Source organism: Pseudomonas sp. PS01301, assembly GCF_029960215.1.
Taxonomy (GTDB): domain Bacteria; phylum Pseudomonadota; class Gammaproteobacteria; order Pseudomonadales; family Pseudomonadaceae; genus Aquipseudomonas; species Aquipseudomonas coleopterorum.
In genome coordinates this window covers 1-23,893 of sequence record NZ_JASCPM010000057.1, presented here as the reverse complement: position 1 = coordinate 23,893, position 23,893 = coordinate 1, and the positions used below count along the sequence as shown (strand labels likewise).

Genomic DNA, 23,893 nt, shown 5'->3' with positions numbered 1-23,893 from the left:
CCCCCGCTCCCACAAAATGAAAACCTGTGGGAGCGGGGCGGGCGGCGAGCTCTCTGCCCGCGAAGAGGCCCCCACTAACACCCAGAAAAAAACCCGCCGAAGCGGGTTTTTTTCATGCAGTCAGTCTTCAGCCTTTCGACACCACCGAACCCAACTGGAAACCGGCGTGTTGCACCAGCTCCAGCAGCGGTTGCGGGTACACGCCGAGGAGGAATGCCAGTACCGCGATTGCCAGCAGCATCACGCCACCGGTGCGCTGTTCCCACTTCAGCGGGGCATCGGTGCGGCGCAGGTTTTTCTCCATCAGGTACAGAGTCACCATCACCCGCAGGTAGTAGAAGACACCGATGGCGCTACCGATCACCAGCGCGCCGGTCAGCCACCATAGCTGCGATTCGACGCCCGTGGCGATGATGTAGAACTTGCCGATGAAGCCGGCCGTCAGCGGAATGCCGGCCAGCGATAGCATCATCACGGTCAGCACGGCGGTGAGGTATGGACGGCGCCAGAACAGGCCGCGGTATTCGTACAGCGCGTCGGCGTCGCGACCGTTGTAGGGCGAGGACATCAGGGTGATCACGCCGAAGGCACCCAGGCTGGTGATCACGTAGGTGACCAGATAGACACCGATGGCTTCCAAGGCCAGGCCCTTGCTGGCAACCAGTGCGATCAACAGGTAACCGAAGTGGGCGATGGAGGAGTAACCCAGCAGGCGCTTGAGGTTGCTCTGGGTCACCGCCAGCAGGTTGCCGATCAGGATCGAAGCCACCGCGATCACCGCCAGCACATCGCTGAGCACACCACTGCTGGCGGCTGGCGAGAGCTGGAACAGACGCACCACCACGGCGAACACCGCGACCTTGCTGGCTGTTGCCAGAAAAGCGGCAACAGGTGCAGGGGCGCCTTCGTACACGTCCGGCGTCCACAGGTGGAAGGGCACCAGCGAGAGTTTGAACGCCAGACCAACCAGCATCATGGCCAGGCCCAACTGTGCCAGCGCACTCGGCACGCCGGTGGCGGCCAGCGCCAGGCCGATGCCCGAAAAGCTCAGGCTGCCGGCATCGGCGTACAGCAGCGCCATGCCGAACAGCAGGAACGCCGAACCTGCGGCCGACAGCACCATGTACTTGATGCCGCCTTCCAGCGAACGCTTGTTGAAGAAGGCGTAGGCGATCAACCCGTAGGTCGGCACCGACAGCAGCTCCAGGCCGATGAACAGACCGGCAAGGTGCTGCGCGCAGACCAGTACCAGCCCACCCAGGGCCGCCATCAGGATCAGCAGGTAAAGCTCTTCGCGGTTGCCCGGGTAGCCTGAGGAACCATCGCCCAGGTAGGCGTGGGCCAGGGTCACGCAGGCCAGCGTCGCCACCAGGATCAGCGCCATGTACAGCGCGGCGAAATTGTCCACCTGCAGCAGCGGCGTGACGGTGATGGGCGTGAGCTTGAGCACCGGCAAGATCGACAGCAGCGCCAGGTTCAGCCCTGCGCACGAGAGCAGGAAGGTTTGCGAATGGTTGCGCCGCCAGGCGATCGCCAGCATCACCGCAACGACGGTGACCGTGGTGATCAGTAGCGGCGCAAGCGCAATAAAGTGTTGAATCGTCAGGTCCATAGCGCTCTTACCGGGCCGAAGCGAGTTGAGTGAAGGCGGTGCCGAACCACTGCTGCACACCGGTCATGGTGGCGGCGGAAGTATCGAGGAAGGGCTGCGGGTAGACGCCAAGCAGAATCAGCAGGCCCGCAAGGCCCAGCACCATGATCAGTTCGCGGTTGTCCATGCCGGCCAGTACCGCGTCCGACTTGGAAGGGCCGAAATAGGCACGGTGGATCATGATCAGCGAGTACACCGAGCCGAACACCAGGCCGGAGGTGGCAACGGCGGTGATCCACGGTGCCACGGTGAAGCTGCCCAAAAGGATCAGGAACTCGCCGACGAAGTTGCCGGTACCAGGCAGGCCCAGCGAGGCGGCCGCGAAGAACAGGCTGACCGCCGGCAGGTAGGCGATGCGCGACCACAGACCGCCCATTTCACGCATGTCACGGGTGTGCAGGCGCTCGTACAGTTGACCGCTGAGGATGAACAGCGCGGCGGCCGACAAACCGTGGGCCAGCATCTGCACCACGGCGCCCTGCAAGGCCTGCTGGGTACCGGAGTAGATACCGATCAGCACGAAGCCCATGTGCGAGACGCTGGAGAAGGCGATCAGGCGCTTGATGTCGGTCTGCGCGAACGCGAGGAAGGCACCGTAGAAAATACCGATCAGGCCCAGGGTCATGGCGATGGGTGCGAATTCCGCCGAGGCATTGGGGAACAGCGGCAAAGCGAAGCGCAGGATGCCGTAGGCCGCGGTTTTCAGCAGGATACCGGCCAGGTCCACGGAGCCGGCGGTCGGCGCCTGGGCGTGGGCATCCGGCAGCCAGGAGTGGAAAGGCACTACTGGCAGCTTTACCGCGAAGGCGATGAAGAAGCCCAGCATCAGCAGGTATTCGACATGTTCCGGCAACTGAGCCTTGAGCAGGTCGCTGTAGTTGAAGGTCATCACGCCGGTGTTGCTGTAGTTGAACAGCACCAGGCCCAGGATCGCCACCAGCATGATCAAGCCGCTGGCCTGAGTGAAGATGAAGAACTTGGTCGCGGCATAGATCCGGGTCTTCTTGCCGTCCGAGGAGCTGTGACCCCAGAGCGCGATGAGGAAATACATCGGCACCAGCATCATTTCCCAGAAGAAGAAGAACAGGAACAGGTCCAGTGCCAGGAACACACCGACCACGCCGCCCAGGATCCACATCAGGTTGAGGTGGAAAAAGCCGACGTGGCGCTGGATCTCTTTCCACGAACACAGCACCGAGAGCATGCCCAGCAGGCCGGTGAGCAGAATCATCAGCAGCGACAGGCCGTCCAGTGCCAGGTGTAAGCTGATGCCGAAGCGCTGGATCCAGTTGAGCTTGAACTCATAGGCCCAGGCCGGTTCGCCACCGGGTGCAGGGGCCAGGGTGTAGTCGCCATGGGCCCACAGCCAGAGGCCGAGAGCAAGTTCCAGGGACATGGTCAGCAAGGCGATCCAGCGGGGCAGGGTAGCGCTGCTGCGCTCCGCTACCCAGCACAGAAGGCCGCCGATGAAGGGGATCAGGATCAGCCAGGGCAAAATCATGACGGGCTCGTTTCCTTTCGCAAAGTCACAGGATTCATATCAGACCGCCGCCAGCACGACAGCGCCGAGCACCAGCACGGCGCCCGCGGCGATCGAAGCGGCATACCAGCGCAACTGACCAGTCTCGGTACGGCTCATGGCGTTGTTGCCGCCCTTGGCCGTACGCGGGATCAAGCCAATCACCTGGTCGACCGGGTCCTTGCGCAACAGGTGGCTGATCAACAGATAAGGTTTGACGAACAGCTTGTCGTAGATCCAGTCGAAGCCCCAGGCGGCGAACCACCAGGCCGACAGCATCCGGCCGATACCGCTGTTGGCCACCGACGTGGCGAAGCTGCGCTTGCCGAGGAACAGCATGGCTGCCAGCAGGATACCGGCCAGGGCGATGGCGCCCGACGCGATCTCCAGGCTGTGCTTGGCTTCGCCACCGGCATGGCCGACGCTCTGCGGCAGCACACCGGCCAATGGCGGATGGATCCAGGCACCGATGAAGGTCGACAGCACGATCAGCACGCCCAACGGCAGCCAGTGGGCAACCCCGTGGCCGGCATGGGCCTCGGTCTTGGCTTCGCCGTGGAAGGTGATGAAGATCAGGCGGAAGGTGTACAGCGAGGTCATGAACGCACCCACCAGACCGGCGTACAGCAAGCCACTGTTGCCGCTGGCGAAGGCTTCCCAGAGGATCTCGTCCTTGGAGTAGAAGCCGGCCGTCAGCAATGGCAGGGCCGCCAGGGCCGAACCGCCGACGATGAAGCTGGCGTAGGCCAGCGGCAGCTTCTTCCACAGGCCGCCCATCTTGAAGATGTTCTGCTCGTGGTGACAGGCGACGATCACGGCACCGGAGGCGAGGAACAGCAGCGCCTTGAAGAAGGCGTGGGTCATCAGGTGGAAGATCGCGCCGTCCCAGGCGCCAACGCCCAGCGCCAGGAACATGTAGCCGATCTGGCTCATGGTCGAATAGGCCAGGATGCGCTTGATGTCGGTCTGCACGAGCGCGGCGAAGCCGGCCAGTACCAGGGTGACACCACCGACCACGCCCACCAGATGCAGAATGTCCGGGGCCAGGGCGAACAGGCCGTGGGTCCGGGCGATCAGGTAGACGCCTGCGGTCACCATGGTTGCGGCGTGGATCAGTGCCGACACCGGAGTAGGACCGGCCATGGCGTCTGCCAGCCAGGTCTGCAGGGGTAGTTGCGCGGATTTACCCACGGCGCCACCGAGCAGCATCAGCGTGGCCAGGACGATCCAGAAATCGCCGACCTTGAAGTGCTCGGGCGCACGCACCAGCAGCTCCTGAATGTTCAGGGTACCCAGTTGCTGGAACAGGATGAACAGGCCGATGGCCATGAACACGTCGCCGATGCGAGTGACGATGAACGCCTTGAGCGCCGCGTTGCCGTTGTTGCGGTTGCCGTAGTAGAAACCGATCAACAGGTACGAGCACAGGCCCACGCCTTCCCAACCGAAGTAGATGAACAGCAGGTTGTCGCCCAGGATCAGGAACAGCATGCTGGCAATGAACAGGTTGGTGTAGGCGAAGAAGCGCGAGTAGCCCTCTTCACCGCGCATGTACCAGGAGGCGAACAGGTGGATCAGGAAACCCACGCCTACCACCACGCCGAGCATGGTGATCGACAGGCCGTCCAGGTACAGGGTGAAGTTGGGTTCGAACCCGTCCACCGACATCCAGCGCCACAGCAGTTGGGTGTATACGCCACCTTCCGGTGGAGCAACGTTGAACTGCCAGATGACGTAGGCGGCGACGATCGCCGACAGGCCGATGGAGCCGACGCCGATCAGCGCCGAGAGGTTTTCCGAGAAGCGCCCGCGGGAGAACGACAGCAGCAAGAAGCCGATCAGCGGGAATACGAAGGTCAGAAAGATCAGGTTCATCCGCGCATCTCACTGGCAGCGTCGATGTCGAGCGTGTGGAAGCGGCGATACAGCTGCATCAGGATCGCCAGGCCAATCGAGGCCTCGGCCGCTGCCAGGGTGATCACCAGGATGAACATGATCTGTCCATCGGGCTGACCCCAGCGCGCGCCGGCCACGATGAACGCCAGGGCAGAGGCGTTCATCATGATTTCCAGACTCATCAACACGAAAAGAATGTTACGGCGGACCATCAGGCCGACCAGACCGAGGGTGAACAGGATGCCGGCGACTGCCAGGCCATGCTCTAGAGGGATAGCGGGCATCTGTTTACTCCTTTTCCGTGCGGCCGAGGTGGAACGCCGTCACTGCTGCGGCGAGCAGCAGCATCGACGCCAGTTCGACCACCAGCAGGTAAGGCCCGAACAGGCTGATGCCGACGGCCTTGGCGTCGACCGTGGTCTGACCGATACCGGCAGCGCTGGGATTGGCGAACAGCACGTACAGCAGTTCGAGCAGCAGCAGTGCACCGAGGAAGACCGGACCTGCCCAGATACCGGGCTTGAGCCACACCCGTTCCTGCTGCACCGAGGCAGGGCCCAGGTTGAGCATCATCACCACGAAGACGAACAGCACCATGATGGCGCCGGCGTAGGCGATCACTTCGAGCACACCGGCGAACGGTGCGCCCAGGGCGAAGAAGGTCATGGCAACGGCGATCAACGAGATGATCAGATAGAGCAGGGCGTGCACGGGGTTGGTATTGGTGATCACCCTGAGGGTGGACACCACCGCGATACCCGACGCGAAATAGAAAGCGAATTCCATCTTTCTTCCTTAAGGGAGCAAGCTCTTCACGTTGATCGGCTGGGCTTCGTTCTGCGCGGCGCCTTTGGGCTTGCCGGCGACGGCCATACCGGCCACGCGATAGAAGTTGTAGTCGGGGTTCTTGCCAGGTCCGGAGATCAGCAGGTCTTCCTTCTCGTACACCAGGTCCTGGCGCTTGAACTCGGCCATCTCGAAGTCCGGCGTGAGCTGGATCGCGGTGGTCGGGCAGGCTTCTTCGCACAGGCCGCAGAAGATGCAGCGCGAGAAGTTGATCCGGAAGAAGTCCGGGTACCAGCGACCGTCCTCGGTTTCTGCTTTCTGCAGCGAGATGCAGCCTACCGGGCAGGCCACCGCGCACAGGTTGCAGGCCACGCAGCGCTCTTCGCCGTCGGGATCGCGGGTCAGCACGATGCGGCCGCGGTAGCGCGGCGGCAGGTACACGGCTTGCTCGGGGTATTGCAGGGTGTCGCGCTTACGGAATCCATGGCCGAAGACCATGATCAGGCTGCGCAGCTGCGTGCCCGTTCCTTTTACGATGTCACCGATATATTTGAACATGGGTCAATTCCTCACTGAACCGTGCCGGCGGGCGTGTTCAACAACACGATCGCGGCGGTCACCAGCATGTTGATCAGGGTCAGTGGCAGGCAGAACTTCCAGCTGAAATCCATTACCTGGTCGTACCGAGGGCGCGGGATGGAAGCGCGCAGTAGGACGAACAGCATGATGAAGAACGCGGTTTTCAGTGCGAACCAGACGAACGACAGTTGCGGCAGGATCCCGAAGGGACCGTGCCAGCCGCCGAAGAACAGCGTCACCAGCAGGGCCGAGATGAGGATGATGCCGATGTATTCACCCACGAAGAACATGCCCCATTTCATGCCGGCGTATTCGATGTGGTAGCCGTCGGCCAGTTCCTGCTCGGCCTCAGGTTGGTCGAACGGGTGACGGTGCGTCACGGCTACGCCTGCGACGAAGAAGGTACAGAAGCCGAAGAACTGCGGAATGATGAACCACAGGTTCTGCGCCTGGTACTCGACGATGTCGCGCATGTTGAAGGAGCCGGCCTGGATCACGATGCCCATCAGCGACAGGCCCATGAACACTTCGTACGACACGGTCTGCGCGGAAGCCCGCAAGCTGCCCAGGAGGGCGTACTTGTTGTTGCTCGCCCAACCGGCGAACAAGACGGCATACACCGACAGGCCGGCCATGGCGAAGAAGAACAGCAGCCCGATGTTCAGGTCGGCCACGCCCCAGGTAGGGGTGATCGGGATGATCGCGAAGGCGATCAGCAGGGCGCTCATGGCCACCACCGGCGCCAGGGTGAAGATCACCTTGTCGACGAAGGGCGGGTTCCAGTCTTCCTTGAAGAACATCTTCAGCATGTCGGCCGCGATCTGGAACATGCCGAACGGACCGACCCGGTTCGGGCCGTAGCGATCCTGCCACCAGCCCAGCAGGCGACGCTCGACGAAGCTGAGCAGCGCGCCGCAGATGACGACCGCCAGCATGATGACCAGGGCCTTGACCACACCGATGATGATGTCGATCACTTCAGGGGTGAACCAGGTCATTGTGCTGCCTCCTGCAGGCCTTCGACGGACGCGCCGGCGAATGCCGGCGGAATCCCGGCCAGGCCGGCGGGCAAGCCCACCAGGCCTGCGCCCAGTTCTTCGCTGATGCGCAGCGGCAGGCGCAAGGCCTGGCCGGCCACGGTCAGGCTGAGCAGGGCACCGTCGTTGACGCCCAGGCGGTCGGCTTCGGACTTGGCCAGGGCCACGTAGGCCTGGGGAATGCGCTCCTGTACCGGCGCGGCGCGCGAGGAATTCTCCTCGCTGCCGAACAGGTGGTAGAACGGCACGGCTTGCCAGGTACCGCGCGCCGGGGAGAACGCGCCGGGAACGCTGGCGAACCAGCCGAGGCCGTCGCCCTGGCTTTCGATCAGGCGCGTACCGGGGTCACCGGCACGCAGGTGACCACCCACTTCATCCTGGAACTTGTTCCAGGCCTGCGGCGAGTTCCAGCCCGGCGACCAGGCGAACGGCACCTGCTGACGCGGTTCGACGGAGCCCGAGTAGCCTTCCATGGAGAACGAGAACGCCGTATCGGTATCTTGCGGTGTCCGCGGCTCGTGCACGCTGATGTTGGCGCGCATGGCGGTACGGCCGCTGTAGCGCAGCGGTTCGCGGGCCAGCTTCAGGCCCTTGATGCGGAACGAGGCCGACGGCGCGGCATCGACGATGCGCGCCAGTTGCGGTGCGCTGTTGGCCACCGCGGCGGTCACGTGATCGAGCTGAGTCCAGTCCACCGGCTTGTTCAGCAAGGTGCTGCGCAGCGCGTGCAACCAGCGCCAGCCTTCGTGGATCAGGATGCTGGAATCCAGGTAGACCGGGTCGAACACCTGGAAGAATCGCTGGGCGCGGCCCTCCTGGCTGACCAGGGTGCCATCGCCTTCGGCGAAGCTGGCGGCCGGCAGGACCAGATGGGCGCGCTCGACGGTACGGGTGTGCTGGTGGTCGGCAACGATGACCACCTTGGCGGCGTTCAGCGCAGCGTCGACCTTGGCAGCGTCGACACGGGTGTAGAGGTCGTTTTCGAGGATCACCAGCGCGTCGGCATGGCCATCGATCACGGCCTGCAGTGCGTCGTCGACCGAGTCGCCGCCGAGCATCGCCAGGCCCATGCTGTTGGCTTCCGGGACGATCAGGCTCAGCGAACCGGCCTTGTCGCGGCCCTTCAAGGCCTTGGCGATATTGCCTGCGGCTTCGATCAGGGCGTTGCAACCCAGCGAAGTCCCACTGACGATCAGCGGACGCTTGGCCGCCACCAGGGCATCGGCGATACGCTGCGCCAGTTCCAGGGCTTCACTGTCCAGACCGGTCACCGCCGGTGCGCTCGGGTCGATCGCGTGGGCGACGGCAAACCCGATGCGCGCCAGATCTTCCGGCGCGGCGTGGACGCACTCTTCGGCGACGTCGTCGAGTTTGGTGTCGGTCAGGCTGGCGATAAACAGCGGGTTCAGCTCGTGCTGACCGATGTTCTTCACTGCGGCGTCGAGCCATGGCTGCACGCGCATGGCTTCGGCCATCGCCTCGGCCTTGCCTTTCACCGATTGCCGCAGTGCCAGTGCCATGCGCGCCGCGGTCTGGGTCAGGTCTTCACCGAGCACGAACACCGCGTCGTGGTCTTCCACCTCGCGCAGGCTCGGGATCGGCAGCGGGCTGCTGCGCAGCACCTGCAAGGCCAGGCGGATGCGCGAAAGCTCGCCGGCTTCGATACCGCTGTAGAAGTGCTGGGCACCCACCAGTTCGAGCAGGGCGTAGTTGCTTTCCAGGCTGGCACGTGGCGAGCCGATGCCGACGATGTTGCGGCCACGCAGCAGGTCGGCGGCCTTGTCCAGCGCCTCGTCCAGGCCCAGCTTGCGGTTGCCTTCGGCCAGCAGCGGCTGGCGTGGACGATCCTTGCGGTTGACGTAGCCATAACCGAAGCGGCCGCGGTCGCACAGGAAATAGTGGTTCACCGAACCGTTGTAGCGGTTCTCGATACGGCGCAGCTCACCGTAGCGCTCGCCCGGGCTGATGTTGCAGCCACTGGAGCAGCCGTGGCAGATGCTTGGGGCGAACTGCATGTCCCACTTGCGGTTGTAGCGCTCGGAGTGGGTCTTGTCGGTGAACACACCGGTCGGGCAGACCTCGGTGAGGTTGCCGGAAAACTCGCTTTCCAGGGTGCCGTCTTCGACCCGTCCGAAATAGACGTTGTCGTGGGCGCCGAACACGCCCAGGTCGGTGCCGCCGGCATAGTCTTTATAGAAGCGCACGCAGCGATAGCAGGCGATGCAGCGGTTCATCTCGTGCGCGATGAACGGGCCCAGCTCCTGGTTCTGGTGGGTGCGTTTGCTGAAGCGATAGCGGCGTTCGTTGTGACCGGTCATCACGGTCATGTCTTGCAGGTGGCAGTGACCGCCTTCCTCGCACACCGGGCAGTCGTGCGGGTGGTTGGTCATCAGCCATTCGACGACACTGGCGCGAAAGGCCTTGGATTCTTCGTCTTCGATGGAGATCCAGGTGTTGTCGGTGGCAGGCGTCATGCACGACATGACGATGCGACCACGGGTGTCGTTCTCGTCGGTGTACTGCTTGACTGCGCACTGGCGGCAGGCGCCGACGCTGCCCAGCGCCGGGTGCCAGCAGAAATACGGGATGTCGAGGCCCAGCGACAGACAGGCCTGTAACAGGTTGTCTGCGCCATCGACCTCGAGCGCTTTGCCGTCTACGTGGATAGTGGCCATGGTTCAAGTTCTTCGTTGGCCCGTTGTCAGCGGGCGTGGCTAATGGAAATCTTGTTATTCGCCCGGCGCAGCCAGCGATGGCGCGTCAACGGGCGATACCGGCGGCACGGGCCGCCGGGCGTGCATCGAGTCAGGCGCCGGCCATGGTGGGGGTGGCCACCTGGGTCAGGCTGCCCGGCGTGACGGGCTTGATGCCCGCCTCGAACTCGGCACGGAAATATTTGATCGCGCTGCCCAAGGGCTCCACGGCACCGGGCGCGTGGGCACAGAAGGTCTTGCCGGGGCCGAGGAAACCAACCAGGCCCAGCAGGGTTTCGATGTCCCCCGGCTGGCCGTTGCCGGTCTCGATGGCGCGCAGCAGCTTGACGCTCCACGGCAAGCCGTCACGGCAAGGGGTGCAGAAGCCACAGGACTCGCGGGCGAAGAACTCTTCCATGTTGCGCAGCAGCGAGACCATGTTGACGCTGTCGTCCACGGCCATGGCCAGGCCCGTACCCATCCGGGTGCCGACCTTGCCGATGCCGCCGGCGTACATCTGCGCATCCAGGTGTTCGGGCAACAGGAAACCGGTACCGGCGCCGCCGGGCTGCCAGCACTTGAGGGTGAAACCGTCGCGCATGCCACCGGCATAGTCTTCGAACAGCTCGCGGGCGGTGATGCCGAACGGCAGCTCCCACAGGCCGGGGTTCTTGACCTTGCCGGAGAAGCCCATCAGCTTGGTGCCGTGGTCTTCACTGCCTTCGCGAGCCAGCGACTTGTACCAGTCGATGCCGTTGCCGACGATGGCCGGCACGTTGCACAGGGTTTCGACGTTGTTGACACAGGTCGGCTTGCCCCACACGCCGACGGCGGCAGGGAAGGGCGGCTTGGAGCGCGGGTTGGCGCGGCGACCTTCCAGGGAGTTGATCAGGGCGGTTTCTTCACCGCAGATATAACGCCCGGCGCCGGTGTGCACGAACAGCTCGAAGTCGAAGCCCGACCCCAGGATGTTCTTGCCCAGCAGGCCGGCGGCCTTGGCTTCCTGCACCGCGCGGTTCAGGTGCTTGGCGGCGGTCGTGTACTCGCCCCGCAGGAAGATGTAGCCGCGATAGGCTTTCAGCGCACGAGCGGAAATCAGCATGCCTTCGATCAGCAGATGAGGCTGCTGCTCCATGAGCATGCGGTCTTTCCAGGTATTAGGTTCCATCTCATCCGCGTTGCACAGCAGGTAGCGGATGTTCATGGATTCGTCTTTGGGCATCAGGCCCCATTTGACGCCGGTGGGGAAGCCCGCACCGCCGCGGCCCTTGAGGCCCGAATCCTTCACCGTCTGCACGATGTCGTCCTGCGACATGTCGGCGAACGCCTTGCGGGCGGCGGCGTAGCCGTCCTTGGCCTGGTACTCGTCAAGCCAGATCGGCTCGCCGTCGTCGCGCAGGCGCCAGGTCAGCGGATGGGTTTCAGCGGCGCGGGCAATGGTATTGGCCGGGCCGAACGAGGTGAGCTTCATACGTAGCCCTCCAGCAGTTGGGCCACGCCAGCGGGCTGGACATCGCCAAAGGTATCGTCGTCGATCATCAGCGCCGGGGCCTTGTCGCAGTTGCCCAGGCAGCACACCGGCAGCAGGGTGAAGCGGCCGTCGGCGGTGGTCTGGCCCAGGCCGATGCCCAGCTTGCTCTGGATTTCGCTGACCACCGACTCGTGGCCACCGATGTAGCAGACCATCGAGTCGCAGACGCGAATGATGTGGCGGCCCACAGGCTGGCGGAAAATCTGGCTATAGAAGGTGGCCACGCCTTCGACGTCACTGGCCGGAATGCCCAGGATCTCGCCGATGGCGTACAACGCGCCGTCGGGGACCCAGCCACGTTCCTTCTGGACGATCTTGAGGGCTTCGATGGACGCCGCGCGCGGGTCTTCGTAGTGGTGCAGCTCGTGCTCGATGGCCGAGCGCTCGGTTTCGCTCAAGGCGAAACGGTCTGTCTGGATGAGCGTGCTGTTCATGCTTAGCGGTCCACGTCGGCCATAACGAAGTCGATACTACCCAGGTACGCGATCAAGTCCGCGACCATGCTGCCTTTGATCACCGAAGGGATCTGCTGCAGGTGCGGGTAGCTTGGGGTGCGTATGCGGGTACGGTAGCTCATGGTGCCGCCGTCGCTCGTCAGGTAATAGCTGTTGATGCCCTTGGTCGCTTCGATCATCTGGAAGGATTCGTTGGCCGGCATCACCGGGCCCCACGAAACCTGCAGGAAGTGCGTGATCAAGGTTTCGATGTGCTGCAGCGTGCGCTCCTTGGGCGGCGGCGTGGTCAGCGGATGATCCGCCTTGTACGGGCCTTCGGGCATGTTGCGCATGCACTGTTCGATGATCCGGATGCTCTGGCGCATTTCTTCCACGCGTACCATGCAGCGGTCATAGGCGTCGCCGTTGTGGGCCAGCGGCACTTCGAACTCGAAGTTCTCGTAGCCCGAATACGGACGCGCCTTGCGCAGGTCGAAATCGCAACCGGTCGAACGCAGCCCCGCACCGGTGACGCCCCATTCCAAGGCTTCCTTGGTGTTGTAGGCGGCAACGCCGATGGTGCGGCCCTTGAGGATGCTGTTCTGCAGCGCGGCCTTGGTGTATTCGTCGAGGCGCTTGGGCATCCACTCGATGAAGTCCTTGACCAGCTTTTCCCAGCCGCGCGGCAGATCGTGGGCGACGCCGCCGATGCGGTACCAGGCCGGGTGCAGGCGGAAACCGGTGATGGCTTCGATCACCGTGTAGGCCTTCTGCCGGTCGGTGAAGGTGAAGAACACCGGGGTCATGGCGCCGACGTCCTGGATGTAGGTGCCCAGGAACAGCAGGTGGCTGGTGATGCGGAAGAATTCGGCCATCATGATGCGGATGGTGTCGACCTTCTGCGGCACCTTGATGCCGGCCAGCTTCTCGACTGCCAGCACGTAGGGCAGGTTGTTCATCACCCCGCCCAGGTAGTCGATCCGGTCGGTGTAGGGGATGAAGCTGTGCCACGACTGGCGCTCGGCCATTTTCTCGGCGCCACGGTGGTGGTAGCCGATATCGGGCACACAGTCGACGATCTCTTCACCGTCCAGCTGCAGGATGATGCGGAAGGCGCCGTGCGCCGAAGGGTGGTTCGGGCCCAGGTTGAGGAACATGTAGTCTTCGTTGGTGCCCGAACGCTTCATGCCCCAGTCTTCGGGCTTGAAGCGCGCGGCTTCCTCTTCCAGCTGCTGCTTGGCCAGGGTCAGGCTGTAGGGGTCGAATTCGGTCGCGCGCGCCGGGTAGTCCTTGCGCAGCGGATGGCCTTCCCAGGTCGGCGGCATCATGATGCGCGACAGGTGCGGGTGGCCGGCGAAGTCGATACCGAACATGTCCCAGACTTCACGCTCGTACCAGTTGGCGTTGGGCCAGATACCGGTGATCGTCGGCAGGTTCAGATCGCCTTCGTTCAAGGCCACCTTGAGCATGACGTCGCTGTTACGTTCGACCGACAGCAGGTGGTAGAACAAGGTGAAGTCGCCGGCGCTGGGGATCGCGCGACGATGGGTGCGCAGGCGCTCGTCCACACCGTGCAGGTCGTACAGCATGCTGTAGGGCTTGGGCACGTTGCGCAGGAACGTGAGGATCTCGACCAGCTTGGCGCGGGCCACCCACAGTACCGGCATGCCGGTGCGGGTTTCCTGGGCGAGGAAGGCCTCGGGGCCAAAGCGCTGGTTCAATTCGACGACCACGTCTTGGTCGTCAGCCTTGTAAGGCGGGATATACAGAGCGGTGTCCGCTGTTGTCATGGTCTCGGTCGCTATCGGTCAACTACGGTGTGAAGCCAGGGTTCTCGCCTGCCGCTGCAGGCGTGGAAGGCGCTGGATCAGACTTCGTCGGGGCTGCGCAGGTTGGTTACCGCGATACGCTGTTCGCGGCGCTGTTCCTTCTGCGACGGCATCTCGGCGCGGTACACGCCTTGATCACCGACGACCCAGGACAGCGGGCGACGCTCTTGGCCAATCGACTCCTGCAACAGCATCAGGCCTTGCAGGAAAGCTTCAGGGCGCGGCGGGCAGCCAGGCACGTAGACGTCCACGGGGAGGAACTTGTCGACCCCCTGAACCACCGAGTAGATGTCGTACATGCCACCGGAGTTGGCGCACGAACCCATGGAAATGACCCACTTGGGTTCGAGCATCTGCTCGTAGAGACGCTGGATGATCGGCGCCATCTTGATGAAGCAGGTGCCGGCGATGACCATGAAGTCGGCCTGACGCGGCGAGGCCCGGATGACTTCGGCGCCGAAGCGGGCGATGTCGTGGGGCGCCGTGAAGGCCGTGGTCATTTCCACGTAGCAGCACGAGAGACCGAAGTTGTACGGCCACAGGGAGTTCTTGCGACCCCAGTTGACCGCGCCGCTGAGGACGTCTTCGAGTTTGCCCATGAAGATGTTCTTGTGAACCTGATCTTCTAGGGGGTCGGAAACAGTTTCCCTGGTGCCGATGGGATACTGCTCGTTGGGAGCATCGGGGTCGATCCGGGTGAGATTGTATTGCATTGCCAAAGCCTCATTGTTTCAGCTTCGCCTGCCGCTTGCGACGAGCTTCCGGAGCCCAGTCAAGGGCGCCCACTCGGAACAGGTAGACAAGACCTGCCAACAGAATTGCTATGAAAACGAGAGCTTCGACGAATCCGGTCCAGCCGCTTTCGCGGACGGACACAGACCAGGCAAAGAGAAAGAGGGCTTCGATATCGAAGATCACGAACAGCATCGCGACCAGATAGAATTTGGCGGAAAGGCGCAGACGGGCGCTACCGACCGGCAGCATGCCGGATTCGAAGGGTTCGTTCTTGCTGCGTCCGAAGGCTTTGCTGCCCAGCAGGCTGGAGAGCCCGAGCATGAACGCGCACAGACCGGCAACACCGAGAAGGAAGATGGCAAAGCCCCAGTTGTGGGCGATGAGTCCTGTCGAATCGGGCATGCTGGTTTCCTTGGCAGGGGCCTGGGCCGCTGAATTGAATGAAGTGTCGCAGTGACGATATGTCGCAGCAGAATCGATCGCGGTGATTTTATGGGTAAAAGCCGGGCAAGTAAATTTCGGATCGCAAATTAATTCGTATCATTACGCACATAGGCTTATTCAATGTAGCCCATGCTGGGGTTTTGGCAGGGTTGATGAAGAATATTCAACGCTGACAAGCTTTTACCGTCACTGTGCTTATATCTTAATGATAATTAATATCATTTACGGACTGGTGCTGTTGTTCAAATTGGGATAATTAACTGCGCTGAGTGTTTTACTGGGATATTCGATTGTCGGCATTGCGCCAGATCAATCGATCATGCAAAAAAAACCGCCAGGCATTCGCCACGACGGCTCCAAACCACACCCCCTCCCTTGTGGGAGCGGGTTCTACCCGCGAAAGCCACGCTGCGGTCCGCCAGATACACCGCGCCAAACCCTTCGCGGGCAGAGCCCACTCCCACAAGGATCGATGGCAGCCCCTTGTGGGAGCGGGTTCTACCCGTGAAGGCCACGCTGCGGTCCACCAGATACGCCGCGCCAAACCCTTCGCAGGCAGAGCCCACTCCCACAAGGATCGATGGCAGCCCCTTGTGGGAGCGGGTTCTACCCGCGAAGGTCACACCGCGGTCCACCAGATACACCGCGCCGAACCCTTCGCGGGCAGAGCCCGCTGCCACAGGGATATCTGCTACCCAGGGAGGCAACTGCTCCCCTGAGGGAGCAGCTTGCCTGGGTGATCAGTGGAACTGCTCTTCCTCGGTGGAGCCGGTGAGTGCAGTGACCGACGAGGCGCCGCCCTGGATCACGGTGGTCATGTCGTCGAAGTAGCCGGTGCCCACTTCCTGCTGGTGTGCCACGAAGGTGTAGCCCTTTTTCGCATCGGCGAACTCTTGCTCCTGCAGCTTCACGTATGCGGTCATGTCGTTGCGCGCGTAGTCGTGGGCCAGGCTGAACATGCCGTGCCACATGTTGTGGATCCCGGCCAGGGTGATGAACTGGTGCTTATAGCCCATCGCCGACAGCTCGCGCTGGAATTTGGCGATGGTTGCGTCATCCAGGTTCTTCTTCCAATTGAATGACGGCGAGCAGTTGTACGAGAGCAACTGGTCCGGGTACTCGCGCTTGATGGCCTCGGCGAAGCGGCGTGCCTCGTCCAGATCCGGCTTGGCGGTTTCGCACCAGATGAGATCGGCATAGGGCGCGTAGGCCAAACCGCGGGCGATCGCCTGATCCAGACCGGCACGCACTTTGTAGAAGCCCTCGGGCGTACGGGTGCCCGTCACGAACGGCTGGTCGTAAGGGTCGCAGTCCGAGGTCAGCAGGTCAGCCGCGTTGGCATCGGTCCGCGCCAGGATGATCGTGGGCACGCCGGCAACGTCCGCAGCCAGGCGAGCGGCGGTGAGCTTCTGTACGGCCTCCTGGGTCGGCACCAGCACCTTGCCGCCCATGTGCCCGCATTTTTTCACCGAAGCCAGCTGATCTTCGAAGTGCACGCCGGCGGCGCCTGCTTCGATCATGCTCTTCATCAGTTCATAGGCATTGAGCACGCCACCGAACCCGGCTTCGGCATCGGCCACGATCGGTGCGAAGTAGTCGATGTAGCCCTGGTCGCCTGGGTTCTTGCCGGCTTTCCACTGAATCTGGTCGGCCCGTCGAAACGAGTTGTTGATGCGCTTGACCACGGTCGGCACCGAGTCGACCGGGTACAGCGACTGGTCGGGGTACATGGATTCGGCGGAGTTATTGTCGGCCGCCACCTGCCAGCCCGACAGGTAGATGGCCTGAATGCCGGCCTTGACCTGCTGCACCGCCTGGCCGCCGGTGAGCGCGCCCATGCAGTTGACGAAGTCCTTGTCGGGGCGGAATGACGGCTTGGCGCCCTGGGTCACCAGGTTCCAGAGCTTCTCCGCGCCAAGGCGGGCCAACGTGTGCTCGGGTTGAACCGAGCCGCGCAGGCGGACCACGTCGGCGGGCGAGTAGTTGCGCGTTACACCTTTCCAGCGCGGGTTTTCAGCCCAGTCTTTTGCAAGGGCCGCTTCTTGTTGTTCGCGTGTCAGTGCCATGGAGATAAACCTCGTGCATAGGTTCGATGATGGGGTGCTGCGCCAGGCGCTGCGTGTGCCGAACACTTGATCAGCGCTCGCCGAACCTGCGCCTGCCGGTGGGCAGGGACACGGTTCGGTGAGGGCGAGGCCATCATGCCCCACGGATTTTCTGCACGTCAAACGTTTTGTAGTGAAAAATAAGAAGCACTACATCTCTTTCGATTCAGCGACTGGGCGGTCAGTTTTCGGGGCCTTGGTCGTTCGCATGTCTTTGGAGCAGGCGGCGGGCCATCGGCTCAATCCAGCGCGTCGACTTTCACGCGCACGGTGGTGTCGTTTCGGCCTTGAGTGCTGTACTGGCGGGCGATGCCTTGCTGATTGATGCTCGAATGTTCGTTCATCCCAGCCACGGTGATCCATTCGCCGAGCCGACCGCTGAGAGTGGATTGAGTGCTTTGCACGTTGACCACGTCGGCCCGTTCCTGGCTCATGCGGTCGTTGTTTGTAGCGATGTTGAGGTGTACTACATCGCCGGTCAGGCTGGCCGTGACGTAGAAGCCTTGAGTCACCTCGCGGTATTCGGTCTGCGCTTGCAGGCGGCCATAGGCGTCGGTGCCGGCCGTGGTCAGCGGGACGCTTTGGCCGATCTGGATCAGGGCAGGGCTGCCTTCGCTGGCCTGTACTTGCTGCACGCCACCGCTGCGGTTGTCGGTGCCGTACTGGATGATGCGCGTGGTGCCGCCGCCGTTGACCCGATAGCCGCGCTGGTTGGCCGTATTGCTGTCGCTGGTGTCGACGCTGATCAGCAGCCTTCGCGCCGGCTTGTCCAGCTGTTCGAGCAAAGCGGTAAGTTCGTCGAGCTTGTCCGGTTCGGCGTTGACCACCAACTGGTTGCCATAGGCCGCGACGGTGCCGTCACGTCCCACCAGCTGTTGGGCAATGGGGAGGATGTCGGCACTGGTGCGATAGTGAAGCGGCATGACCTGTGTGGCGGCGTTGGCCCCGGTGCCGAGGCACAACAGCAGGCTGGCGAACAGAAGGTGCAGCGGCATGTCCATGATCTCCGCATTGAGTGTGCGGACCAGTATGGCACGCTGGAGCGGCCGGTCGCGGTGCATCAGACAGCCCGCAGCGTAGGTTCGCGGCCGATGACCGCTCCTACAAGTCTCACGCATACTTGCTTGTAGAAGCGGTCCGTGGTCGCGAACGGTGCGCTGGGGTCTGTCGGGCAGATCGCAGCGCGATCAATCCTGCGTGCGGACCATGTCCACATGGGGCAGGCCGGCTTCGAGAAACTCGCCGCTGACGACGCGGAAGCCATGATGCTCATAGAACACCGTGGCGTGCACCTGAGCGCTGAGCTTCTGTTCGTGCAGACCCAGCGAATTGGCATGGGCGATGACCGCTTGCAGCAGTTTGTCGCCCACCCGCAGCCCGCGCCAATCCTTGAGCACCGAGACTCGACCGATCTCGCCGTCGGCGAGCAAGCGGGCGGTACCTACCGCGTAGTCGCCTTCGACGGCCAGGAAATGCACCGCGCTGAGATCGTCCTCGTCCCACTCGAGTTCGGCCGGAATCGACTGCTCGGCGATGAACACCGCCTCGCGAATGCGCCGGATGTCTCGGTTGTCCTTGTGCCAGTCGGCCACGCGCACATCGATGCTATTCATCGATGGCGAACCCCAGGCTCCCTTGTTTCACCAACTCGCAAAGCAACGCGCGACCCTGCTCGTCATTCATCCACGGCCCCAGGTTGTCGATGTGCAAGGCATCGGCCGCGCAGATCAACTTCAGCAGATCGCGCAGCTCGCCCGGCAACAGACGGCTCTGGCCGCTGGCGAACAACAGCAGGTCCTCGTCGACTTCCGACCAGGCCAGGCGCGCGCTCGGGTTGCGCACCAGCAAGGCACCCTGTTCCAGCTCCGCCAGAAGATCGGCTTCGGCCACTTCTTCACCTGCCACCAGCTCCGGGTAGCGTGGTTCGGTCATGAACTGGCCGAACCAGGTCAGCAGCAGGCGCTCGTCGCTCATGTGCTCGGCCAGCAGGCGCTTGAGGCGGTCCAGCGCGTCGTGCTGAATCTGGTGGGGGTCGACCGCAGGCACGGCATCGGCGTCGCTGTAGCGTTCTTCGTCCGGCAGGAACTGGCTGAGGAAGTCGGTGAAGTGGGTCAGCACTTCGGCTGCGCTCGGGGCGCGGAAACCTACCGAATAGGTCATGCAGTCGTCCACGGCCACGCCACAGTGGGCCAGGCGCGGCGGCAGGTAAAGCATGTCGCCCGGCTCCAGCGTCCACTCTTCGCTCTGCTGGAAGTCGGCCAGGATGCGCAGATCCGGATGATCGAGCAGCGGGCTCTGGGAGTCGCACATCTGCCCGACCTTCCAGTTGCGCTTGCCCAGGCCTTGCAGCAGGAACACATCGTAGTTGTCGAAGTGCGGGCCCACACCGCCGCCGGGCGCTGCGAAGCTGATCATCACATCGTCGATGCGCCAGCTCGGCAGAAAGCGGAAGTGCTCGAGCAGTTCGGCCACTTCCGGCACGAACTGGTCGACAGCCTGGACCAGCAAGGTCCATTCGGTTTCCGGCAGCTTGCTGAATTCATCTTCAGCGAACGGGCCGCGACGCATTTCCCATGGCTGGGCGCCATGTTCGATGACGATCCGCGACTCGACTTCTTCTTCCAGCGCCAGGCCGGCCAGCTCGTCGGCGCTCAATGGGTTTTCGAAATCGGTAAAGGCCTGGCGCACCAGCAGGGGTTTTTTCTGCCAGTAGTCGCGAAGGAATTCAGCGGCAGTCAGACCGCCCAGTATTTGAAGTGGGGTATTAGATTTCATGTGTAACCTGCTGAATAATATTGCTTTTATAGCCGGAATAAAAACGCCCGGCGAAGCCGGGCGTCGAAGCGTCGGTGGCGAGTGTCAGACGCGTTTGGCCTGAGCGGCCGCATTGCCGATGTAATTGGCTGGCGTCAACTGCTTGAGCTCGGCCTTGGCCTGGTCGGGCATGTCCAGGCCGTCGATGAAGGTCTGCAGGGCTTCAGGGCTGATGCCCTTGCCGCGAGTCAGCTCCTTGAGCTTCTCGTAGGGGTTCTCGATGTCGTAGCGGCGCATGACCGTCTGAATCGGCTCGGCCAACACTTCCCAGCACGCGTCCAGATCTTCAGCAATGCGTTGAGTATTGATCTCCAACTTGCTGATTCCCTTGAGACTTGCCTCGTACGCGATGACGCTGTGGGCGAAGCCTACACCCAGGTTGCGCAGTACGGTGGAGTCGGTCAGGTCGCGCTGCCAGCGCGAGATCGGCAGCTTGCTCGCCAGGTGCTGGAACAGCGCGTTGGCGATGCCCAGGTTGCCCTCCGAGTTCTCGAAGTCGATCGGGTTGACCTTGTGCGGCATGGTCGAGGAACCGATTTCACCCGCGATGGTGCGCTGCTTGAAATAGCCCAGGGAGATGTAGCCCCAGATGTCGCGATCGAAGTCGATGAGGATGGTGTTGAAACGGGCGATCGCGTCGAACAGCTCGGCGATGTAGTCGTGCGGCTCGATCTGCGTGGTATAGGGGTTGAAGCCCAGGCCCAGCTGGTCTTCGATGAAGGCGCGGGCGTTGGCTTCCCAGTCGATCTGCGGGTAGGCCGAAAGGTGTGCGTTGTAGTTGCCTACCGCGCCGTTGATCTTGCCCAGCAGCGGTACCGCTGCCACCTGGGCGATCTGGCGCTCTAGGCGGTACACCACGTTCGCCAGCTCCTTGCCCAGGGTCGTCGGCGAAGCGGGCTGGCCGTGAGTGCGCGACAGCATCGGCACGTCGGCGAAGCGGTGGGCCAGTTCCCGGATGGACTCGGCGATCTGGCGCATCAGCGGCAGCATGACGTCGTCACGGCCTTCGCGCAGCATCAGGGCGTGGGAGAGGTTGTTGATGTCCTCGCTGGTGCAGGCGAAGTGGATGAACTCGCTGACCTTGGCCAGCTCCGGCAGCTTGGCGGCCTGCTCCTTGAGCAGGTACTCGATGGCTTTGACGTCGTGGTTGGTGGTGCGCTCGATTTCCTTGACGCGCTCGGCGTGCTCCAGGGCGAAATCACTGGCCAGCACGTCCAGCACGGCGTTGGCCTCTGCCGAGAAAGCCGGTACTTCGGCGATTTGCGGATGCGCGGCGAGGCGCTGCAACCAGCGCACCTCGACCAGGGCGCGGAAGCGAATCAGGCCGTACTCGCTGAAGATGGTACGAAGGGCCTGGGTTTTGCCGGCGTAGCGGCCGTCTACAGGGGAAACCGCAGTGAGCGAAGAAAGCTGCATGGGTATTCTCGGACAGTCGGGCTTTGAAAAGGGCGCGAATTATACATGAAAAAAGCCGGTTGGGCGGCGCGGGCCGACCGTTCGGCCGTTCATCCGCGCATCAGGGGGTACAGTTCTCGCAGCAACTTGCGGCGGCTGATCACCAGCTGCCAGCGATGCCCGCCCAGTTGCCGCCACAGCCGCGCCGAGCGAATGCCGGCCAGCAACAGCGCGCGAATCTTCGAGGCGTTGTTGGGTTGCTGCAGGTGGCGCGTATCGCCATGCACCTGAATGCGCTGGCGCAGTGTGCTCAGGGTGTCCTGGTAGAGCGCGCCGGTGGCCGCGATGACGTTTTCATGGCCCTGGCCGAAATGCTCCACCTGATTCTGGATCTGCGGGATGCGCTTGCCGATGATGTCCAGCATCTCGCCGCGTTTGGCCAGCTGCCGCTCCAGACCCAGCATCGACAGGGCATAGCGCAGCGGCTCGCGCTGCAGGCTGCCAGGGTCACGCTCCAGTGCGCTGGACAGCGCGCCATAGCCTTCGCGCAGATGGCTGTCGTCACCACCGTAGACTTGCAGCGTATTCTGCGGATCGACCACCAGCAGGCTGCCCAGCAGGCAGGCAACCTCGGCCTCGGCGGCGGAACCGGTCTTGGCGATCCGGTCGACCAGCACGGCCGCCTGGAACACCGCACCCAGCGCTACCAGTTGTTCCTGCAGGTTGTTCATGACTGGCTCCAGGGCTCGGCGGCTTCGATGACGCCGCCGCCCAGGCAGATTTCGCCGTCGTAGAACACCACCGACTGACCCGGAGTGACCGCCCGTTGCGGCTCGTCGAACACCGCCCGATAGCCTTCGGCGGTCTGTTCCAGGGTGCAGGCCTGGTCGCTCTGCCGATAGCGGACCTTGGCGGTCAGGCGCCGCGGTTCGGTCAGGTCCACCGGGTTCACCCAATAGATTTCCGAGGCGAGTAGGGCGCGGGAGAACAGCAGCGGGTGTTCGTTGCCCTGGCCGACGATCAGTTCGTTGTTGGCCAGGTCCTTGATCAGCACATACCAGGGATCGTCACCAGCGTCTTTCAAACCGCCGATGCCCAGGCCCTGACGCTGGCCGATGGTGTGATACATCAAGCCATGGTGGCGGCCAATGACGTCGCCGTCGGTGGTCTTGATCTCGCCTGGCTGCGCCGGCAGATACTGCTTGAGGAAATCGCTGAAGCGTCGCTCGCCGATGAAGCAGATGCCGGTGGAATCCTTTTTCTTGGCGGTCGCCAGGCCGTGCATCTCGGCAATCGCGCGCACTTCCGGCTTTTCCAGTTCGCCCACGGGGAACAGCGTACGGGCGATCTGCTCGCCACCCACGGCATGCAGGAAGTAGCTCTGGTCCTTGTTCGGATCCAGGCCCTTGAGCAGTTGGGTCTGCCCCTGGATGTCGCGGCGACGCACGTAGTGACCGGTGGCGATCAGGTCGGCACCCAGCATCAGCGCGTAGTCCAGGAACGCCTTGAACTTGATCTCGCGGTTGCACAGGATGTCCGGGTTCGGCGTGCGGCCTGCCTTGTACTCTTCCAGGAAATGCTCGAAGACGTTGTCCCAGTATTCGGCGGCGAAGTTGGCCGTGTGTAGCTTGATGCCCAGCTTGTCGCAGACGGCCTGGGCGTCCGCCAGGTCCTCGCGCGCCGTGCAGTATTCGGTTCCGTCGTCTTCTTCCCAGTTCTTCATGAACAGGCCTTCCACGTGGTAACCCTGCTCCATCAGCAGAAGGGCGGACACGGACGAGTCGACGCCGCCGGACATGCCGACGATGACGCGCTGCTTTGCACAGTGGCGGGGAGCTGGCTCACGCATAGGGATTCGATGGGGTCTCTGAAAAGGACGCGATTCTAACAGGGTAAGCTGCAAAACGCTCAGGTGCGAATCAGCTCCAGGCTGTGCAGCGGTCCGTTCAGGTAGTCGTCCAGGCATTGCATGACCAGCTCGCTGCGCAGTCGATGGCCCTGTGCGGCCAGCTCGTCGCGGGTCAGCCAGGTGGTGCCGCTGATGTCCGGATCCAGTTCGAGCTCGGGGTTCAGGTGCAAGGGGCGTGCACTGAAGCAGATGCGCTGGTAGGTCACGCCGTTGCTGGGCGCGGTGTACAGGTACACGCCCACCACACCGGTCAGTTCGACGTCCCAGGCGGTTTCTTCCAGCGTTTCGCGCAGCGCAGCCTGCAGCAGATTTTCGTCGGGTTCCAGATGGCCGGCAGGCTGGTTGAGCACCAGCCGTCCGCCTTTCATTTCCTCGACGAACAGAAAACGCCCGTCGTCCTCGATGATGGTGGCGACGGTGATGTGGGGTTGCCAGGTCATGGTGGAATCTCCTATTGATGGGGCCCTCGTAGGAGGGGGGGGGCGCGGCCGCCGAACAGGCCCCCCCGTGCAGCAGCCAATTAGCGTTTCCATTTT

Annotated in this window: 21 protein-coding genes; all 21 read right to left on the bottom strand. The window is 62.9% G+C overall.

Features of this window, described 5'->3' with window-relative positions:
• Positions 1-127: 127 nt before the first annotated feature.
• Positions 128-1,612, bottom strand: coding sequence for an NADH-quinone oxidoreductase subunit NuoN (nuoN, locus tag QMX89_RS20715; RefSeq protein ID WP_282349679.1), 1,485 nt, complete (start codon positions 1,610-1,612; stop codon positions 128-130).
• A 7-nt stretch (positions 1,613-1,619) separates the two neighbouring features.
• On the bottom strand, positions 1,620-3,152 hold the full coding sequence (nuoM, locus tag QMX89_RS20710) for an NADH-quinone oxidoreductase subunit M (protein ID WP_282349677.1): 1,533 nt from the start codon (positions 3,150-3,152) through the stop codon (positions 1,620-1,622).
• Positions 3,153-3,191: 39 nt separating this feature from the next.
• A complete protein-coding gene (gene nuoL, locus QMX89_RS20705) occupies positions 3,192-5,045 on the bottom strand; it encodes an NADH-quinone oxidoreductase subunit L (protein ID WP_282349676.1) in 1,854 nt (617 codons plus the stop codon).
• A complete protein-coding gene (nuoK, locus tag QMX89_RS20700) occupies positions 5,042-5,350 on the bottom strand; it encodes an NADH-quinone oxidoreductase subunit NuoK (RefSeq protein WP_043190115.1) in 309 nt (102 codons plus the stop codon). Before nuoK ends, nuoL begins: the two co-directional genes overlap by 4 nt.
• 4 nt (positions 5,351-5,354) lie before the next feature.
• On the bottom strand, positions 5,355-5,852 hold the full coding sequence (gene nuoJ, locus QMX89_RS20695; RefSeq protein ID WP_049860090.1) for an NADH-quinone oxidoreductase subunit J: 498 nt from the start codon (positions 5,850-5,852) through the stop codon (positions 5,355-5,357).
• Positions 5,853-5,861: 9 nt separating this feature from the next.
• Positions 5,862-6,410 (bottom strand): NADH-quinone oxidoreductase subunit NuoI, encoded by a 549-nt coding sequence (gene nuoI, locus QMX89_RS20690; RefSeq protein ID WP_043190109.1) that lies wholly within the window; start codon positions 6,408-6,410, stop codon positions 5,862-5,864.
• Positions 6,411-6,421: 11 nt separating this feature from the next.
• On the bottom strand, positions 6,422-7,429 hold the full coding sequence (gene nuoH, locus QMX89_RS20685) for an NADH-quinone oxidoreductase subunit NuoH (RefSeq protein WP_043190106.1): 1,008 nt from the start codon (positions 7,427-7,429) through the stop codon (positions 6,422-6,424).
• Complete coding sequence (gene nuoG / locus QMX89_RS20680; RefSeq protein ID WP_282349675.1) at positions 7,426-10,143, bottom strand: NADH-quinone oxidoreductase subunit NuoG; 2,718 nt, start codon at positions 10,141-10,143, stop codon at positions 7,426-7,428. The genes nuoH and nuoG overlap by 4 nt, the downstream gene beginning before the upstream one ends.
• A 130-nt stretch (positions 10,144-10,273) precedes the next feature.
• Positions 10,274-11,632 (bottom strand): NADH-quinone oxidoreductase subunit NuoF, encoded by a 1,359-nt coding sequence (nuoF, locus tag QMX89_RS20675; protein WP_049860092.1) that lies wholly within the window; start codon positions 11,630-11,632, stop codon positions 10,274-10,276.
• Entirely contained in the window at positions 11,629-12,126 is a 498-nt protein-coding gene (gene nuoE, locus QMX89_RS20670; protein ID WP_049860093.1) for an NADH-quinone oxidoreductase subunit NuoE, read from the bottom strand. The genes nuoF and nuoE overlap by 4 nt, the downstream gene beginning before the upstream one ends.
• A gap of 2 nt (positions 12,127-12,128) precedes the next feature.
• Positions 12,129-13,916: an NADH-quinone oxidoreductase subunit C/D gene (nuoC, locus tag QMX89_RS20665; RefSeq protein ID WP_282349674.1), complete on the bottom strand. Its 1,788-nt coding sequence runs from the start codon at positions 13,914-13,916 to the stop codon at positions 12,129-12,131.
• 77 nt (positions 13,917-13,993) lie between these two features.
• Complete coding sequence (locus QMX89_RS20660) at positions 13,994-14,668, bottom strand: NADH-quinone oxidoreductase subunit B (protein ID WP_043190091.1); 675 nt, start codon at positions 14,666-14,668, stop codon at positions 13,994-13,996.
• A 10-nt stretch (positions 14,669-14,678) separates the two neighbouring features.
• Positions 14,679-15,092, bottom strand: coding sequence for an NADH-quinone oxidoreductase subunit A (locus QMX89_RS20655; RefSeq protein ID WP_043190089.1), 414 nt, complete (start codon positions 15,090-15,092; stop codon positions 14,679-14,681).
• A gap of 782 nt (positions 15,093-15,874) precedes the next feature.
• Positions 15,875-17,200 (bottom strand): isocitrate lyase, encoded by a 1,326-nt coding sequence (gene aceA / locus QMX89_RS20650; protein ID WP_282349673.1) that lies wholly within the window; start codon positions 17,198-17,200, stop codon positions 15,875-15,877.
• A 278-nt stretch (positions 17,201-17,478) separates the two neighbouring features.
• Positions 17,479-18,234, bottom strand: coding sequence for a secretin N-terminal domain-containing protein (locus QMX89_RS20645; RefSeq protein ID WP_049860220.1), 756 nt, complete (start codon positions 18,232-18,234; stop codon positions 17,479-17,481).
• Between the two features lie 192 nt (positions 18,235-18,426).
• Entirely contained in the window at positions 18,427-18,852 is a 426-nt protein-coding gene (locus QMX89_RS20640) for a GNAT family N-acetyltransferase (RefSeq protein ID WP_282349670.1), read from the bottom strand.
• A complete protein-coding gene (locus QMX89_RS20635; RefSeq protein WP_049860098.1) occupies positions 18,845-20,014 on the bottom strand; it encodes a cupin domain-containing protein in 1,170 nt (389 codons plus the stop codon). Before QMX89_RS20635 ends, QMX89_RS20640 begins: the two co-directional genes overlap by 8 nt.
• Before the next feature lie 84 nt (positions 20,015-20,098).
• Entirely contained in the window at positions 20,099-21,469 is a 1,371-nt protein-coding gene (gene purB / locus QMX89_RS20630; protein WP_282349668.1) for an adenylosuccinate lyase, read from the bottom strand.
• Between the two features lie 89 nt (positions 21,470-21,558).
• Positions 21,559-22,179, bottom strand: coding sequence for a high frequency lysogenization protein HflD (hflD, locus tag QMX89_RS20625; RefSeq protein WP_056842492.1), 621 nt, complete (start codon positions 22,177-22,179; stop codon positions 21,559-21,561).
• Positions 22,176-23,297 carry a tRNA 2-thiouridine(34) synthase MnmA gene (gene mnmA / locus QMX89_RS20620; RefSeq protein WP_282349666.1) on the bottom strand — a complete coding sequence of 374 codons (1,122 nt, stop codon included), beginning with the start codon at positions 23,295-23,297 and terminating at the stop codon, positions 22,176-22,178. The genes hflD and mnmA overlap by 4 nt, the downstream gene beginning before the upstream one ends.
• A 59-nt stretch (positions 23,298-23,356) precedes the next feature.
• Positions 23,357-23,797 carry an NUDIX hydrolase gene (locus QMX89_RS20615; protein ID WP_049860102.1) on the bottom strand — a complete coding sequence of 147 codons (441 nt, stop codon included), beginning with the start codon at positions 23,795-23,797 and terminating at the stop codon, positions 23,357-23,359.
• Positions 23,798-23,893: the final 96 nt, after the last annotated feature.